The 17,541-nt window shown below is 39.4% G+C and carries 15 protein-coding genes and 2 tRNA genes; 9 read left to right on the top strand and 8 right to left on the bottom strand.

From position 1 onward, the window contains the following. The first annotated feature begins 90 nt into the window (after positions 1–90). Positions 91–166, top strand: a tRNA-Glu gene (locus AC07U8_RS05380). Between the two features lie 42 nt (positions 167–208). Beyond that, positions 209–284 (top strand) — tRNA-Glu (locus tag AC07U8_RS05375). An 85-nt stretch (positions 285–369) separates the two neighbouring features. Here AC07U8_RS05375 and AC07U8_RS05370 read toward each other — a convergent pair. Further along, the gene (locus AC07U8_RS05370) at positions 370–984 is read right to left on the bottom strand and encodes a YiiX family permuted papain-like enzyme (protein WP_494737450.1); all 615 of its coding nucleotides are present in this window, start codon (positions 982–984) and stop codon (positions 370–372) included. A gap of 200 nt (positions 985–1,184) precedes the next feature. Continuing rightward, positions 1,185–2,375, bottom strand: coding sequence for a putative solute-binding protein (locus AC07U8_RS05365; RefSeq protein ID WP_494738579.1), 1,191 nt, complete (start codon positions 2,373–2,375; stop codon positions 1,185–1,187). Positions 2,376–2,753: 378 nt separating this feature from the next. Here AC07U8_RS05365 and AC07U8_RS05360 point away from each other — a divergent pair, with 378 nt between their 5' ends. The 3 genes from AC07U8_RS05360 (at position 2,754) to AC07U8_RS05350 (ending at position 6,550) form a co-directional block, all read left to right on the top strand. Further along, positions 2,754–3,338, top strand: a complete 585-nt coding sequence (locus AC07U8_RS05360; RefSeq protein WP_494737449.1) for a 5-formyltetrahydrofolate cyclo-ligase — start codon at positions 2,754–2,756, stop codon at positions 3,336–3,338. A gap of 147 nt (positions 3,339–3,485) precedes the next feature. Then, positions 3,486–5,915: an endopeptidase La gene (lon, locus tag AC07U8_RS05355; protein WP_494737448.1), complete on the top strand. Its 2,430-nt coding sequence runs from the start codon at positions 3,486–3,488 to the stop codon at positions 5,913–5,915. Between the two features lie 257 nt (positions 5,916–6,172). Beyond that, positions 6,173–6,550 carry a VOC family protein gene (locus tag AC07U8_RS05350; protein WP_034617484.1) on the top strand — a complete coding sequence of 126 codons (378 nt, stop codon included), beginning with the start codon at positions 6,173–6,175 and terminating at the stop codon, positions 6,548–6,550. Positions 6,551–6,810: 260 nt separating this feature from the next. On the opposite strand, the gene AC07U8_RS05345 is transcribed toward AC07U8_RS05350, so the two are convergent. The 5 genes from AC07U8_RS05345 to AC07U8_RS05325 form a co-directional block, all read right to left on the bottom strand. Then, positions 6,811–7,239 (bottom strand): DUF7832 domain-containing protein, encoded by a 429-nt coding sequence (locus tag AC07U8_RS05345; protein ID WP_004819693.1) that lies wholly within the window; start codon positions 7,237–7,239, stop codon positions 6,811–6,813. A gap of 152 nt (positions 7,240–7,391) precedes the next feature. Beyond that, positions 7,392–8,237 (bottom strand): diaminopimelate epimerase, encoded by an 846-nt coding sequence (gene dapF, locus AC07U8_RS05340; protein WP_004722412.1) that lies wholly within the window; start codon positions 8,235–8,237, stop codon positions 7,392–7,394. Between the two features lie 13 nt (positions 8,238–8,250). Next, positions 8,251–9,495, bottom strand: a complete 1,245-nt coding sequence (gene lysA, locus AC07U8_RS05335) for a diaminopimelate decarboxylase (protein WP_034617487.1) — start codon at positions 9,493–9,495, stop codon at positions 8,251–8,253. Between the two features lie 33 nt (positions 9,496–9,528). Further along, a complete protein-coding gene (locus AC07U8_RS05330) occupies positions 9,529–9,759 on the bottom strand; it encodes a hypothetical protein (RefSeq protein WP_004819690.1) in 231 nt (76 codons plus the stop codon). A gap of 155 nt (positions 9,760–9,914) precedes the next feature. Beyond that, on the bottom strand, positions 9,915–11,315 hold the full coding sequence (locus AC07U8_RS05325; protein ID WP_004819689.1) for an amino acid permease: 1,401 nt from the start codon (positions 11,313–11,315) through the stop codon (positions 9,915–9,917). A 279-nt stretch (positions 11,316–11,594) separates the two neighbouring features. Here AC07U8_RS05325 and radA point away from each other — a divergent pair, with 279 nt between their 5' ends. The 3 genes from radA to AC07U8_RS05310 all read left to right on the top strand — a co-directional run bounded on the left by radA (position 11,595) and on the right by AC07U8_RS05310 (position 15,069). Next, complete coding sequence (radA, locus tag AC07U8_RS05320; RefSeq protein WP_004722416.1) at positions 11,595–12,980, top strand: DNA repair protein RadA; 1,386 nt, start codon at positions 11,595–11,597, stop codon at positions 12,978–12,980. Positions 12,981–13,535: 555 nt separating this feature from the next. After that, positions 13,536–14,537 carry a Tim44 domain-containing protein gene (locus tag AC07U8_RS05315; RefSeq protein WP_494737447.1) on the top strand — a complete coding sequence of 334 codons (1,002 nt, stop codon included), beginning with the start codon at positions 13,536–13,538 and terminating at the stop codon, positions 14,535–14,537. A gap of 184 nt (positions 14,538–14,721) precedes the next feature. Next, positions 14,722–15,069: an EF-hand domain-containing protein gene (locus AC07U8_RS05310; protein ID WP_151802319.1), complete on the top strand. Its 348-nt coding sequence runs from the start codon at positions 14,722–14,724 to the stop codon at positions 15,067–15,069. A 194-nt stretch (positions 15,070–15,263) separates the two neighbouring features. Here the strand turns inward: AC07U8_RS05310 and AC07U8_RS05305 are convergent, their stop codons facing one another. Then, positions 15,264–16,439, bottom strand: coding sequence for a S1C family serine protease (locus tag AC07U8_RS05305; protein ID WP_004722420.1), 1,176 nt, complete (start codon positions 16,437–16,439; stop codon positions 15,264–15,266). A 171-nt stretch (positions 16,440–16,610) separates the two neighbouring features. On the opposite strand from AC07U8_RS05305, the gene AC07U8_RS05300 reads away from it, so the two are divergent. Further along, complete coding sequence (locus tag AC07U8_RS05300) at positions 16,611–17,369, top strand: Nif3-like dinuclear metal center hexameric protein (protein ID WP_419263318.1); 759 nt, start codon at positions 16,611–16,613, stop codon at positions 17,367–17,369. Positions 17,370–17,541 lie beyond the last annotated feature (172 nt).

Here is a 17,541-nt window from a genome sequence, read left to right as displayed (position 1 = left end):
TTATCCATATAAACGCAATTTCAGTTTTTATTGTGGAAAAAAGTTTGACACCTGCCGGTATTCGCCCTAATATACGCCCACCTCTGAAACGACCCTATCGTCTAGAGGCCTAGGACATCGCCCTTTCACGGCGGTAACCGGGGTTCGAATCCCCGTAGGGTCGCCATTAATTTAATGGTTTAGTTTCAAGTGTCTGCCTCAATTTATTGACCCTATCGTCTAGAGGCCTAGGACATCGCCCTTTCACGGCGGTAACCGGGGTTCGAATCCCCGTAGGGTCGCCACATTCAAGAATGTATGTATATACCGCTTCTTATAAAAAACCTGAGCATCATGACTCAGGTTTTTTTATGTCTGCTATATTTTCAATCAATTCAACCCAGCAACCGAGTCAACCATTTTCAATTTCTTTGAATTAAAAATTGCACTTGGCGCAATCACAGTTTCTCGCAATGGAATATGCTGTCCATAGCGTTGTTGCATAAGTGCTTTAACACTTCGATCTGTGAGATCAAAACTTTGTAATTTTTCCAATGGCGCCAATTCTATTCCTAAAGCATATTGATAAGCTTTCCATACAATTTCAGAGCAATAAATTGCGTCATCATTCCATTCAAAATAAACATCATAGGGTTTATTTAAATAAGTCTCGGCCTGTTTGACTAACTTGTGTTGTTGCTCTACGGTCAACTGCGTTTGATAACGCTTTACGACATAGGCTTTATTTACACCGCGATTGATCCATTGTTGAAGCGGCGTATATTTCACAGGCTGAATCGCCTCCAAAACCAAAGCTTGACCTTGTTTCATCACAATCATTCCCATGTGGCTATATGGCGAATGGGTGGCTTTTTGAATCACAAGACTTTGTGCAGATTTAGAGCTATGAAAAATAATATCCCCTGTCTGATACTCTGCGGCATATATCGAGTTAACGTAAAACAACACTGTCAGCAACAAGAGTTTGAACGGTTTTCTTAACATCATTTAAATCTTAATTTTGATCTTATTTATCTTGGATTTAATCTAACAGAGTAGTAAAGCATTGCCTAAACTTTGCAATAAAAAAGGAGCAAAATAAACTTTCATTTTGCTCCTTTAGCTTTTAATTCAAATCAAAAACATCAGCTGTTTGTGATTTTGCTTTTAACTTAATCCATCATCAAGACAAGAGCAAAACACGATCATTCATCATTTAAAGCACATTCAAAACTACTTGGGGTTTGACCACATCGAACCTTTTTCAAAATTTTCATCATTGTTGGGTCGTAGAAGCCTTCTTTGGTCATCTGAATACGTGCTTCACGCATAATCTTGATATAGCCCGGTTTATCTGCTTCACGAATATCAAACCAATACTTATCTGGAACTTCTCGCTCCAGTTTATCGACAAACTGAAATGCTGGGCTGAGTTGTTTAGAAATCATTTCCCGTGCGATTGGTCCCATACCTGCAGGGAACTTATTCCGATGCATGATTAATGTGCCTGTCACCTGTATCAAAGGAAAGCGAATAATACCACCGACCACATTGCCATTTTTATCAGTCATACCCTTTTTCAATTCTAAAGGCTTAAATAACAAAGCAGGCCCCGCCATAATATCCACTTCTTTGTTATTAAACTTTCCACCCACAGTTAATAGATCAACTGAAACAGGTTGTGCACCAACATTTTGCACCAACTTCTTTTGAGTACCGTCAAAGTTCATGACCGCCACTTTTTTCCCTGCTGCTTTTGATAAGGTATCAATACGGCGATCATTGACCATAATATACGCAGCACCTAAAGGAATAATCCCCACCACTTCATAATCACGATTGACCATTTTTGCATCGTACTCAGGCCGTGCAAGTAACTGGATCACAGTGGTTAATTGCTTATAGTTTTGTACTGCCCCAATGGCATCAATACTGCCAACAAACGGATTAAATTGACGTGCACGAATGTTACTGATTCCAGCACCATCACAGCGTTTACTGCGGAAATCCTCAGTCAATACACGCTCATCGGTATAAACTCTTAAATTAATATCCGTAGATGCGGTTTTCTTTAATTTTGGATAATTTAAATCAATATGCATCGACAATTTGGTTGGACGGGTAATTTTCATATCCACCCCAAATTCTTTAGCAATCTGTGTAATTCGTGGCAATTCACTGATATAACTGGTCGCTTGTTCAAAAGCTTCACTATTGGCGCCATCAGGAGAATACACACACAGCGTGACTGTTTTGGGAATCTGTTGCCAAACTTTTGGATCATTCATTAAGGTTTTAATTTTATTTTTTGAATGTGCAGATAACTCAAGGTCCAATTTTGGCGCTGCTGGAGCGGCATAGCTCATCAGCGGTAAACTGCTTGCCAATGCGAGCATTGAGATAACAAACCGTCGTGACAAGGTATGAGATTGTTGTTTTAGCTGACTTTGCATGGTGTTTTCCTGTTTATTTTCGTGCTTATCCATAATCATCACTCACGTGAATTTCTTCTCAGCCTAATTGAAGTGCTTTCATTTGCAATTGACTGAGCAAAATCCTACATTTGTCAGAATAGATACTCTGGAATTAAAATGTAGAACATCAATATTTAATCTTGTTTTATCAAACGATTAGAATAATAGCTTAAAACCACCCATTTATCGCAAACTCTGATGAATAAAAGATAATCAAAATAACATCTTGATCATTTCCTTATAAATGCTGTTTATCAATTCATTGTATACTGGCAACAGTTTAGTTTTAGCATTCAGAACATGGATCAAAATTCACAACTGCGTAGATCTTTAAGACAACAACGACAAAAGCTGACCCGTAATCAACACACAACGATTGAACGGCAATGCTTTAAACAGATGCTACGCCATCGCCATTTTTTGAATGCGCAGAAAATCGGATTATATTTAGATGCTTTTGGTGAAATTCAAACCAAATTGCTTATCGAATATTGCTGTGCGATTGGAAAAATCGTGTATTTGCCCATGATCTGCAATATGAACAAAAAACTGGTTTGGGTCAAAATATCAAATCGGCAGTTTCGCAATCGACGCTTTTCTTTACATCGTCTTGGGATGTTAGAACCTATGGCAAGTCGTGCTAAACATATTTCAATACTCGATCTGGTGATCATGCCTTTATTGGCTTGTGATTTAAAAGGTAGTCGTATGGGTATGGGAGGCGGTTTCTATGATCGAACGCTTGCATCAGCTACACACCGCCCACATCGGCTTGGTTTAGCGCATAATTTTCAGTTACTCACCCATGAGCTAAAAAGAAATCCATGGGATCAGCCCTTAGATAGCTTAATTACCCCAGCAAAAACCTATTATTTTCGCCGTTAATTTGACCAATAAATGTAAATAGGTTTAATTGTTAATCAAATAGTTGCGATTTTTTAAACTTTTTATTTGGCAAAGCCCTTGTAATTTTTGAAATACACATCACTATAAAAAACATGGCAACACCGTTGTCACTCATTAGGAGTGCCCATGTCTGAGATTATTATGAATCAAGAAAACTTAGAGCCACAGGTTCCAAGTGTATTACCGCTTTTAGCGTTGCGTGACGTGGTTGTGTACCCACATATGCAAATTGCGCTATTTGTGGGTCGTGAAAAATCGATCAATGCAGTTGATGTGGCTCGTAACAGTGACAATTTAGTATTTGTAGTTGCGCAAAAAGATTCGCTTACAGAAGAAATTGATCACGACAACTTATATCAATATGGTACCGTCGCAAAGATTGTACAAGTTGTGAATCATGAAAATGATGAAAACTGTATCAAGGTACTGATTGAAGGCTTACATCGTTCTAAGCTGGTTGAAATCATCGACAATGATGAATACTTATCGGCTGAACATGCATTAAGCCCAATGACCATATCTGTAGATAAAGATACTCAAGCAACACGTGTAGAAGAATTACGTGCACTGTTTTCACAGTATGCAGAAGCCAAATTACGTAATGCACGTGAATTGATTGCAGCAGCAAATAAAATCGACGATTTATTACAATTGTTGTTCTTTGTTGCAACCCGTGTACCTTTAAATATCGATGTAAAACAAAAATTCCTAGAGCACGATGAGTTTGAAGCACACTTACAAGAGCTGATGACTTATTTATTGCAACAATCTGAAGAACAACAGATTGAGCAAACATTGCATGACTCTGTAAAACGCCAAATGGAAAAGAACCAACGCGAATACTTCCTCAATGAGAAGATGAAAGTCATTCAGCGTGAACTTTCCGATATGAATGGTGGTGCGGAAGATGATGTTGCTGAAATTGAAAAACGTTTAGCGGAAGCTGATTTACCTGAACATGTGCGTAAAAAAGCTGAAAATGAATTCCGTAAACTCAAAGCAATGCAACCTGCGTCAAGTGAAGCAGCTGTTGTACGCAACTATATTGAGGCTATTTTAGATACGCCTTGGAATAAAGCCAGCAAAGTCAGCATTAACTTAGCAAAAGCTCAGGAAATTTTAGATACAGACCACTATGGTTTGGATGAAGTTAAAGAACGTATTGTTGAATACTTAGCAGTTCAATCACGCGTGAAAAAACTTCGAGGTCCAATCCTTTGTTTAGTTGGTCCTCCTGGTGTTGGTAAAACCTCACTCGGGGAATCAATTGCCAAAGCAACTGGTCGTGAATTCGTTCGTATGGCACTCGGTGGTGTCCGTGACGAAGCAGAAATTCGTGGTCATCGTCGTACCTATATTGGTGCGATGCCGGGTAAAATTGTGCAGTCATTGACCAAAGTTGGCGTTAAGAACCCACTGTTCTTGCTCGACGAAGTGGACAAAATGGCACAGGATTATCGTGGTGATCCAGCTTCTGCCCTGCTTGAAGTACTTGATCCATCACAGAACAACAAGTTTAACGATCACTACTTAGATCTTGATCTTGATTTGTCTGAAGTGATGTTTATCTGTACTGCAAACAGCATGAATATTCCTGAGGCTTTATTGGACCGTATGGAAGTAATTCGTTTGCCGGGTTATACCGAAGACGAAAAAGTCAATATTGCTGATCGTTACCTTGTTCCAAAAGCAATCAAGAACAATGGCTTACGTGGCAAAGAATTGACTGTTCATGAAGAAGCGATTCGTGACATTGTACGTCGTTATACCCGTGAAGCTGGTGTACGTAGCCTTGAACGTGAAGTATCTAAGATTGCACGTAAAGTGGTAAAAGAATCAGTCAGTAAGAAAGCGAAAAACTTACATATTGATGTCACTGCTGAAAACTTACCTGAATATTTAGGTGTGCATAAATTTGATTACGGTATGGCGGAAGAAGAAGCTCAAGTGGGTCGTGTAAATGGCTTGGCATGGACTTCTGTCGGTGGTGAGTTATTGACTATCGAAGTTGCAGCAGTAAAAGGTAAAGGTAAATTTATTACCACGGGTTCACTCGGCGATGTAATGAAAGAGTCGATTACTGCGGCAATGACTGTGGTTCGTACACGTGCTGATGAATTGGGTATTGAAGCTTCTCGTTTTGAAGAAACTGATGTACACGTTCACTTACCTGAAGGTGCGACACCGAAAGATGGACCATCTGCAGGTTTGGCATTAACCACTGCTCTGGTTTCGGCATTCACAGGGATTGCAATTCGTCCTGATATTGCAATGACAGGTGAAACCAGCTTAGGTGGCCGAGCAATGCGTATTGGTGGCTTAAAAGAGAAACTTTTAGCAGCTCATCGTGGTGGCGTTAAACTGGTGTTTATCCCACACGAAAACGTTCGTGACTTAGCTGAAATTCCTCAGAACGTGAAAGATGGTTTGGAAATTAAAGCAGTGAAAAGCATCGATGAGATTCTTCCACTTGCTTTGGTTGAACAACCTACGCCATTGGTCAAAGCACCAATCGTTAAAGCGGTTGATGAAGGCAAAAAAGCTGCACGTCATTGATCCAATGATCGAAAAAGAGAACGCTTCGGCGTTCTTTTTTTGTGTTTATAATCTATTGTTTCTCTAAATTTTTCCTTATAATTTTGATTAAAAAATAAACTTATTTACAAAATACAGCTACGCTTGAGTTAAGTTTGTCATAAGCTAATCACAATAAAGTCTAAAAATAGTGTTTAAAGGCTCAACTGCCCTTAAGCTTATAAATACAGCCATGTATGGTTATAAAACCGATAACAGCAAAATAAAAGGACACGTTTATGTCAAATCCAGTGTGTTGGTTCGAAATCTATGTCAATGATATGGCACGGGCAAAATTATTTTATCAAACGGTGATTGGTGTTGAGCTGAGTTTACTCAGTGATCCAAACGATTCATCAGTGGAAATGTGGACATTTCCATCGGATATGAGCCAATACGGCGCAACAGGCTCATTGGTTAAAATGGAAGGCATTTCTGCTGGTGGAAACAGTACAATTGTTTATTTTAGTAGTGAGGATTGTGCCATTGAAGAAGCCCGAGTAGCAGCCGCTGGCGGTCAAGTTCATCAAACAAAAATGTCGATTGGGCCTCATGGGCATATTGTTTTAGCCATTGATACTGAAGGCAATATGTTCGGTATTCACTCAATGAATTAATGATGAGTGAACATAACGACTATTGCCAATTTAAAATTGGCAACTGAACTGGTTGAAAAATACACAAGTATCCTCATATATAAATTATACAAGTATGCGCGCTGTAAGTGTGGTTACTTAACGTTGATTTGGTCTCCAGACAGATCTACGTTAAAACACAGTCCTACCCATTTTGGACTGTGTTTTTTTATGGGTAAATTAGAGACTGATTACAAAAGCTTATCTTAGAGAAAGTATCTATTGGCTTAAAGCGCATAGATTTATGACCGGTTCTGCTGCCATTGTGCATATTTTTGACTAATCACGACTGCCATCAAATCATAATTATCCCATGTATCATCCACAGCATAGGTATCTGTCAAACCTTTAGCATCAACTAAGATTTCATCATAATCTTTAAAATATTCATGGCTCTCATAATAGGCTTGGGTAAATTCAAAGCCTTGTTCATTTAAATCTTCTTCCCAAAATTTTTCATCACACATATTGATCAAAAACTGCCGTCCAGTCATTTGACGTGTGCGGACTTGTTCTAATTCATCAACACTTTCTTCTTGATGAAACTCACCTTCCAATTGGTTATTGATAATCCAGGCTAAATAAATTCCAATATGTGTCCCACCATTTTCATATGGAAAGCCTGCTTGCTCTGCGGATTCGCCATGCCAATCAATACGATCTATTGCCATTATTTATTTTTCCTTGTGATTATTTATTTAGATCTTTAAACAGTATAAACACTTATTTTATATTTTTTAATCCAAAAACTAAGCAATTAAAGATAAAAAAAGCCCCAAAATTAATTCAGGGCTTTGCTCTAAGCTGTAAAAAGAAAAGCAGATCAACCTTGGAAATAACGTAAATCTAAACGACCTTCATAAACGGTTGCAGTCGGCCCTGTCATCCAAACCACATCGCCTTCTTTCCATTCGATTTGTAATTTACCACCAGCCAACTCAATTTCGACATTATTGGCAAGTAAACCACGACGCATTCCAGAGACTGCGGCTGCACAAGCACCTGTACCACATGCCATCGTTTCGCCGACACCACGTTCAAACACACGTAAGCGCGCATGCTTTTCATCAACAATTTGCATAAAGCCTGCATTTACTCGTTGCGGAAAACGCGCATGTGCTTCTACTTGAGGACCAATTTTGGCAACGTCTGCAGTTAAAACATCGGGAACGATTGTCACCGCATGTGGATTGCCCATATTGACCACATCAATAGTCAGTAATTCATTATCTTGCAATGCAATGTCATACAATGCATCTGGTTCTTCTGCAAGAAATGGAATCTCATTGGGTAAAAATTTTGGATAGCCCATGTTGACACGCACCCAACCATTTTCACCCAACTCAGGTTCGACAATACCAGCACTGGTTTGAACCTTAAAACGCTTTTTATTGGTCAACTGACGTTCATAAACAAACCGTGCAAAACAACGCACCCCATTGCCGCATTGCTCTACTTCAGAACCATCTGCATTGAAAATACGATATTTAAAATCAACATTGGGAAAATCTGGTGGTTCAACAATTAACAGTTGATCAAAACCAATCCCGAAATGGCGATCAGCCAAACGGCGAATGGTCATCGCATCAAAAAATGCACGCTGGCTGATTAAATCAACCACCATAAAGTCATTGCCCAGACCATGCATTTTGGTAAATTCTAATAACATTTAAAATGGCTCCTTAAGGCAATAAGCTTTCATTTTCCCAAAGTGATTCAATGGTTTCTCGCTTACGAATCACATACGACTGGTCAGCATCGACCATGACTTCAGCAGCACGACCACGGCTGTTATAATTTGAACTCATAACAAAACCATACGCACCTGCGCCTAAAACAGCAAGATTGTCATTTTCCTGAATGGCAAGTTCACGTTCTTTACCGAGAAAATCGCCTGTTTCACAAATGGCACCCACGATATCCCAAGTTTTTGCTTCAACATCTGTACGCGATACCACAGCTTGAATGTCCATCCACGCTTGGTAAAGCGATGGACGAATCAAGTCATTCATTGCAGCATCAATAATTGCGAAATTACGATAATTGGTTGGTTTTAACAAATCAACTTTCGTCACCAATACCCCAGCATTTGCTGAAATACTCCGCCCCGGTTCCATATAGACTTTTAAGCCTAATTTCTCTAAAGCTGGACGCATTGCGTTGGCATATTCTGCAACACTTGGCGGTGTTTCATCTTTATAGGTCACCCCTAAACCGCCACCAATATCGATGTGTTTCAGCTGGATGCCCAATTCTTTTAATTTTGCAATCATCATAATGACGCGGTCAAGCGCATCTACGAAAGGTTGTGTTTCAGTTAATTGCGAACCAATGTGACAATCGATCCCAATCACATCAAGGTTGGGTAAAGACGCCGCATATTGATAGGTTTCAAAAACTGAATCTGATGGAATACCAAATTTATTTTCTTTTAAACCTGTCGAAATATACGGATGGGTTTTCGCATCTACATCTGGGTTTACCCGTAACGAAATCGGAGCTTTTTTGCCTAAACCTGCCGCAACTTTCTGGATACGATCAAGTTCAGCATGGGATTCCACATTAAAGCATGCAATCCCCACTTCTAGGGCTTTTTGAATATCTGCTTCTTGTTTGCCTAAACCTGAGAATACGATTTTTGTAGCATCTCCACCTGCGGCAAGGACTCGCGCAAGCTCACCACCTGTAACAATATCAAAGCCTGAGCCTAATTTTGCCAATACATTCAATACCGCAAGATTTGAGTTTGACTTCACCGCAAAACAAATTTGATGATCGATAAAGCTAAATGCCTGATCCATATCCAAATAATGCTTTTCAAAAGTTGCCTTTGAATAAACATAAAGCGGTGTGCCATATTGCTGCGCGAGTTGATCTAAAGAACATTGCTCTGCATGCAATACCCCATGAATGCGGGAGAAACTCATGAATCTATCCTTTCAATGAAAGTGTAATTAGGTTTAGTTTGAAGTGGCTTGAGACGCTGGCACAGATTGATCTGCAATGGCTGTCTGATCTTGCACTTTTGCCTTGCTTTGGGCAGCTTTATTGGCATCTTTTGAATAAAGCAAATATTTGGCACGTTTGTCATAGTCTTGACTGTTTGCCAACTGCAAATTGCCTGATTGACCACAACCCACCAACACCGCACTTGCTAAAACTAAACCGATGCCACAAATTGCAAAACGCATTTGTTCACCTATTTCCAAAATTTTCGTCAGTATACCTTATACCTTGAATCTAAAATATAGACCAAAGCGGAAGCCTTAAAGCTTAAAATGAGAATAAAAAAAACGCCAGTAAATTACTGACGTTTTCTTATCAATATCATTGAAATCGTTAATGACTATTTTTTCTTATAAAAACAGAAATAACCAATCGCAAGGATAATGAGCCAGATCGGACTGACCATCAATGATTTCATTGTATCTGGTTCTAATGCAAGAATACCAATCGTACCGACAAAGAAAATGATCACGATATAACAAGTAATCGGTCCACCTGGTAATTTAAACACTGATTTTGCATGAAGTTCTGGGCGTGTTTTGTAGTACACCAAGTAACTCCACAAAATAATGATCCATACCAAGATAAACAAGATCGTGGACAGTGTGGTTGCTAAAGTAAATGCTTCGACTGTATTTGGAACAAAGTATTGTAATGCCGCACCACCCAATAGACATACACCAGAGAAATATAAAGCATTCGCTGGAACTGCACGTTTATTTAACAGACCAAATGCTTTAGGACCTTGATCTTCACGAGAAAGACCAAACAGCATACGACTTGTTGAGAATACACCACTGTTCATTGAAGACATTACAGAAGAAAGTACCACCAAGTTCATAATGATTGCAGCCGCAGCAATTCCCGCTTGACTAAATAAGTTCACGAATGGGCTAACTTTAGGATCAATCATATTCCATGGTGTAACTGACATAACAATCACTAACGCCAATACATAGAAGAAAATAATACGGATTGGAATTGAGTTAACTGCTTTAGGTAGGTTCTTCTCTGGATCTTTGGTTTCTGCTGCGGTGGTACCAACAAGTTCAACACCGACAAAAGCAAAAATGGCGATTTGGAAGCCTGCCAAGAAGCCTTCAAAGCCTTTCGGGAACATTCCTCCATGATCCCAAAGATGGGTAAATGACGCTACTTGACCTGTTGCTGCCGAAGTAAAGCCGGTAAAAATCATCCAGAAACCCACCAAAATTAACACCACAATGGCAATAATTTTGATCAGTGCAAACCAGAATTCCAATTCACCAAACAGTTTTACTGTGACTAAGTTCAACCCTAAAATAAAGAAGATTGCGGCAACACTGATCATTGCCCCTTCAGTTGGGGTAAAGGGCACCCCATTATTGAAGAACTGTAAGTAATAGATAATTGCAGATAGATCTGCGATACCAATTGTGATCCAGCACAGCCAATAAGTCCATCCGACAAAATAGCCGGCCCATGGTCCGATCAAATCTGTAGAAAAATCAATAAATGACTTGTATTGCAAGTTTGAAAGTAACAGTTCACCAAGCGCACGCATGACGAAAAAAACCATCAAACCAATGATCATGTAAATAAATAATATGGATGGTCCCGCAAGACTGATCGTCTTCCCTGAACCCATAAATAAGCCTGTACCAATCGCACCACCAATTGCAATTAATTGTAGATGACGATTCGATAAACTTCTTGCTAGTTCACCTGTTTCCGCAGAAGAACTGAGGTTTTCATTTGACATTGTTATATTCTTCTCTCAGATTTCGTTGTTTAAAAGTAGCTTAAAACAAAAAAAATAAAAAAGCCTTTTTCAATGAATACTTAAAATATCTAAGTTTTTTCATCTTTTAGCTTATTTAATAGTCATACGACTATCCCTTACCTTTCTTATTTTTACCGTTCCTTCGATTTGCAGTTTACGTGCCAAAATAGTTTTTGGCGAGATGTTAAGCAAAAAATTGTATTTCAATGGCGCTATTGGTACATTCAGCACATCATTCAAAAGGTGAACGCACTCAAAATGGGCAAAGTCAAAACTGTTTATCGTTGTGAACAATGTGGTACAGACCATCCAAAATGGGCAGGTCAATGTTCAGACTGTGGTGAATGGAATTCTCTGACTGAAGTGCGCATTGAACCTGTCGTATCACATCGTGCCAAACCTATGGGCGGTGGGTATGCTGGACAAGCAGCCAATGTCACCTTGCTTAACCAGATTACCGTGTCCAATGAAACACGTTTAGCTACGGGTATAGGCGAGTTTGACCGAGTACTTGGTGGTGGTTTAGTCACAGGTTCTGTCGTCCTGATCGGGGGTGACCCCGGTATTGGTAAATCAACGATTCTGTTGCAAACCGCAACCCATATGGCTGCTGCGAAGAATTCAGCGCTCTATGTCACAGGGGAAGAATCACTTTCACAAGTGGCTTTACGTGCCAATCGTCTTGACTTAGCTACCGATAAATTACAAGTCATGGCTGAGACGTGTGTAGAACGAATTTGTGATACCCTCGCACAATTGCGCCCTGCTGTTGCCATCCTTGACTCAATCCAAACCTTATATACCGAAACCTTACAATCTGCTCCCGGCGGTGTTTCGCAAATTCGTGAGTCAGCTGCACTATTGACTCGATTTGCAAAAAATAGTGGTACAGCGTTATTTCTTGTTGGTCACGTCACCAAAGAAGGTGCCTTGGCCGGTCCACGTGTACTTGAACATATGGTCGATTGTGTACTGTATTTTGAAGGGCAATCTGACTCCCGCTATCGTATGATTCGTGCTGTTAAAAACCGTTTTGGTGCGGTCAATGAACTTGGTGTATTTGGCATGACAGATAAGGGCTTAAAAGAAGTCGCCAATCCGTCTGCCATCTTTTTAAGTCGTTATGATGAAGCGATTCCCGGTTCAGTGGTGATGATCAGTCGTGAAGGTACACGGCCATTATTGGTTGAAGTTCAAGCACTGGTTGATGACGCGCATGGACAACCGCGTCGGGTCGCACTGGGTTTAGAACAAAACCGCTTAAATATGTTGCTTGCGGTTATGCATCGCCATGGTGGTGTACAGACATCTGGACAAGACGTTTATGTCAATGTCGTGGGTGGCTTAAAAATTACCGAAACAGGTTCTGATCTTGCGGTACTTTTGGCCTGTGCTTCAAGTTTACGCTCTAAAGCTTTACCGCAACAATTGGCTGTGTTTGGTGAAGTGGGATTATCAGGTGAAATACGCCCTGTTCCCAATGGGCAAGAACGCTTAAAAGAAGCCATAAAACATGGTTTTAAATACATCATCGTACCTAGAGGCAATGCACCACAAAAGCCTATTGCAGGTGTACAAATCATTGCAGTGGCTCGACTGCATGAGGCATTAACAGAAGCCATGCAATTGAGTGATGAGGTCTAATTATCACGTGATAAAATAACACCAAGCCTTACAAGGAAGTAAGCTTGCTTTGATAGAGAGCTTAAATAAAAAATTTCCTCTTCTCCCTCATTAAATGAACCCTCACAGATCTAATAAAAATTAAATCTCTGACTAAAGTTAAAACAACAGTTTTGCTTTAATCATTTTTATAACGGATTGATCGATCGATATTTATTCAAATAATTTAAAGGTAAAAGACTGGCTACTACACGCTATAAATTATCCATTAAATCATGAGAATTTTTGTCATAAATTGCTGCATTAAATTTGTATATCACAGCACAATTCCACCGATATGATAAAAGCCTTTTTAAATTGATAGTTTTAATTATTTCAATAGATTAGAAAATCCGTATTGGACTTTAAAAGCCCAGCAATATATTCGTTATGTTTATGTGAATATATGTGCAAATAAATCTTAAAAACATTGAAATTCTCTTAAAAAGACTGCATAAAGAGAACTATGAAAAGCAATTACAGTAATGTGCTTGCACTCATATTCATCAACATATTTTTTTAATATAGGTAGATTCAATGGAAGTTCGACAGCGCGGCTTGGTCGCAGGTATTTTAATGGCAACTTTGGCTGTAGCACCTTTGGCTGAAGCAAAACGTGCAGGTGGTGGTAAAAGCCATGGCATGAGCCGTTCTTCGAGTTCAAGTCAGTCTTATTCTCAACCTCGACAAGTTACGCCTGCTCAACAACCAACGCCTGCTCAACCTGGACAACAAAAATCAGGTTCTGGTGTAGGTAAAATGGTTGCTGCTGGTGTTGCAGGTGCAGCAGTAGGTGCGATTGCGGCAAATGCAATGGCTGATGATCATAATGGTAATGCCCAAGCACAAACCAATGATGCTGAATTAGCGAAACAACAAGCAGCTGCTCAACAAGAAGAGAAAAAAGGTGGAATTCCAAGCTGGATCTGGTTAATCCTGATCGCAGGTGCTGCATTCTTCTTGTTCCGCAAATTCGGCGCAAAAAAAAAATTAGCCAGCAATAATCCGTATGCACCAAATAGCACAGGTCCAACATCTGCGCCATTTGGGCAAAACAATACGGCACGTAGTTCAAACGACGCGACCAATATTTTTGGTCAGTCTGTCAATGGTGGTACTACAACCCAAGCACCGTTTGGCGCAGCGTCTATGCAAAGTGGCAATCAACTTCCGGATGGAACTGAACCTGCTGCTTTCTTGCGTGTTGCTCGTCAACGCTTTAACCATATTCAGTCAATGAACTCAGTGAGCAATATTGCTGAAATTCAACGCTATTTAACAGCCGATCTTTATCAGTCAATGTACAGCGATATCATGGCAAACCAAGATCAAGATGTGGCTGAGTTTTCAAACTTAAATGCATTGGTATTGGATAGCGCGACAGAAAATGGACAATACGTGGTGAGTGTTCGTTTTACTGGCACTGTCAGCGAAGACTTAAATAGTCAACCTGTACCGTTCTCAGAAGTATGGCACTTTGTTAAACCAGCAGGGTCTACGCAAGACTGGTTAGTTGCTGGAATTCAACAAGAAAGTTAATTGAATAGCATTTTATTGCAATTAAAAAACAGTGCTTCGGCACTGTTTTTTTGTTTTAAAAATATAGTACTTTCTATCGAATAGATTAAATCAAGACGGAAATAGTTTTGTTGAGATGCAGCCATTCGTTTAAAATCACTTTGTCTTTATAATCAAAGCTAATTAAAAAAATGGGATAAAACAAATGAATAAAATAATCTATAGTCTCATTCTCAGTTGTAGCGCACTTTCAAGCTTTAGCTTTGCCTGTGATCCGGCTTCTTTAGACTGGGAGAAATTCCATAAAACCTATGATTTAAATAAGAATGATACCTTTGAGCTCAATGAATTTTTAAAGGTTAAAGACTTTGAACCCTATCCTTGGCCAGATGACAGACAGTTTCAAGGCAAAGATAAAAACATTAAATTATTTAACTATCTAGATGAAAATCAAGATGGAAAACTCACAGACGATGAAATTATCAAAATTTACAATGTATTACCTAACCCTTGTGCCAATTGGCCAGATAAAGCTTGGTGGAAATTTTGGTAAGTGAACATTCAACATATATACCCTAAGCTGTTTTTGCTTTTTTAATTTATTTAATCATACATGCAGTCGTTATTGCATGCCGATATGAATCAACAACTACGAACGCTCTATTCTCCAACATTGATAAAGTCATTCAAATACGCAATCTCAAATAAAAAAGCCCTGATTCATCAGGGCTAAAATTTTCGCGATACTTAACGTCGTGGTAAAGGGATAAATTGTGAGTCAGCACTTTGAACTTTACGCTCACCCACTTTAACCGTGAGATTGACGGTTTGTTCGCCACGAATGACTTCAACTTGAATATCGGTATTCGGTGCTTGGAGTGCAACATAATTAATTAAATGTGAGGTTGAAGTAATATCTTCATTATTCACTTTAACAATACGATCGCCCACTTTAATCCCCGCTTCCGCCGCAGGACCTTTTTTCAATACATCAGCAACCACAACACCTGGTTGACGGGGCTGTAATACATCCGCTTGCGTTGGCGGAACTAAACTAATGCCCATCCATCCACGAATCACACGACCATCTTTTAAAATTGAATTTAAAATTTGCTGACAGATTTTGGCAGGAATGGCAAAGCCAATCCCCAACGAACCACCTGACTGTGAGAAGATTGCAGTATTAACACCAATCAAATTCCCAGCCACATCTATCAATGCACCACCCGAATTACCCGGATTAATGGCTGCATCTGTTTGAATAAAGTCTTCGTAAGTATTAATACCGAGATCAGAACGACCTGTCGCAGAGATAATCCCCTGCGTTACCGTTTGCCCGACACCAAATGGATTTCCTATGGCCAACACAACATCACCAACTTCATTGCCACTCAATTTAAATGGCAAGACAGGTAATTCTTTCAATTCAATTTTGATCACAGCCAAATCTGTATCAGGATCCGTTCCGATTACAGTGGCTTCTGCACGGCGACCATCTTGCAAGGCAACAACGATTTGATCTGCTTGAGCAATCACATGGTTATTTGTCAAAATATAACCATCTGGACGCACAATCACTCCAGAACCTAAACTGTTTTCATTCTGGTTTTGATTTTGTTCAGGGATCTGATTTCCAAAGAACTCTCTAAACGCAGGATCATTGAGCAATGGATGATTTTGTTTTACTTTTTGAGTGGTAAAAATATTCACCACTGCTGGTGCGGCAACCTTAACGGCAGCACTATAGGACACCACACCACCCGTTCGAGATGTATTGACCAAAGGCTCAACTTTCTCAGCAGGCATCTTCACACCATCAGCAGCAATCGGTGCTTTGGGCTGTTGAAGTTTTTGCCAAACCACAAAACAAATAATAACCAGTATCAGTAAAACCCAAGGGAGCCAAGTAAATGAACGCCGCACGTTTTTATTCCTCTAAGAATTTTTTAATTCGTTGATGCAAAAGCAATTTGTATATTGTAAAGCAAATCAATCAAGAAACATAAAAAACACAAAGAGTTTTGTTCAGCTTTAGTTACAATTTAAAATATGTTTTGATGTTCTTAACACACTTCATTTAAATAAAGGTTATTCATGGCTTTACTCAAAGATATCATCCAGTGGTGTGATCAAACCTTAAAATCACATGAATTTAAAGATTACGCACCCAATGGATTACAAATCGAAGGACGATCTGAAGTAAAAAAAATTCTGTGTGCAGTCACGGCGTCACAGGATGCAATTGATGCAGCGATTGCACAACAAGCAGACCTGCTCTTGGTTCATCATGGCTATTTCTGGAAAGGTGAACCCTATCCAATCACAGGTATGCGTGGCAAACGAATCAAAGCATTAATCCAAAATGATATTTCACTTGTTGGATACCACCTCCCCTTAGATTCGCATCCAATATTGGGGAATAATGCAATGATTGCCAAAATCCTGGGGCTGGAAAATATTGAAGCTTTAGACCCAAGCGAACGTAACCCGATTGGTAATATTGGTTATTTAAAAAACCCGATCTCACCAGAGGATTTTAAACATATTCTTACTGAAAAATTAGGCTTTGATACCATTCATCTCAATGCAGAAAAATCATTGATTCAAAAAGTCGGCTTCTGTACAGGTGGAGCACAGGATTTTATTGGCAAAGCGGCAGCAATGAATTGTGATGCCTATATTTCAGGTGAAGTCAGCGAGCGTACTTTTTATGAAGCCAAAGAGTTAAATGTGCATTACTATGCATGTGGTCACCATGCAACAGAGCGTTATGGTGTTCAACAACTTGCTCAAGCGATCGCGGAACAGTTCAATATTGACGCTAGTTATTTCGAACTCAACAACCCGATTTAAGCGTTATCCTAAAAAATGTAGCGTATTTTTTGGCAAATATTGCTCTGCCGATTAGACACTTTTCCATAAAAATGCGATGCACTTTTTAGATTTTCTATATACGTATTAAATCGAAATAAATTGTGTATTGTTATTTAACATCTTGCACAATTGTTGAAAGAATCCATTACAA

It is taken from the genome of Acinetobacter sp. GW821-FHT01E09 (genome assembly GCF_059422385.1).
Note: the sequence above shows the minus strand (reverse complement) of the source record. Positions and strands in the feature narration are given on the sequence as shown.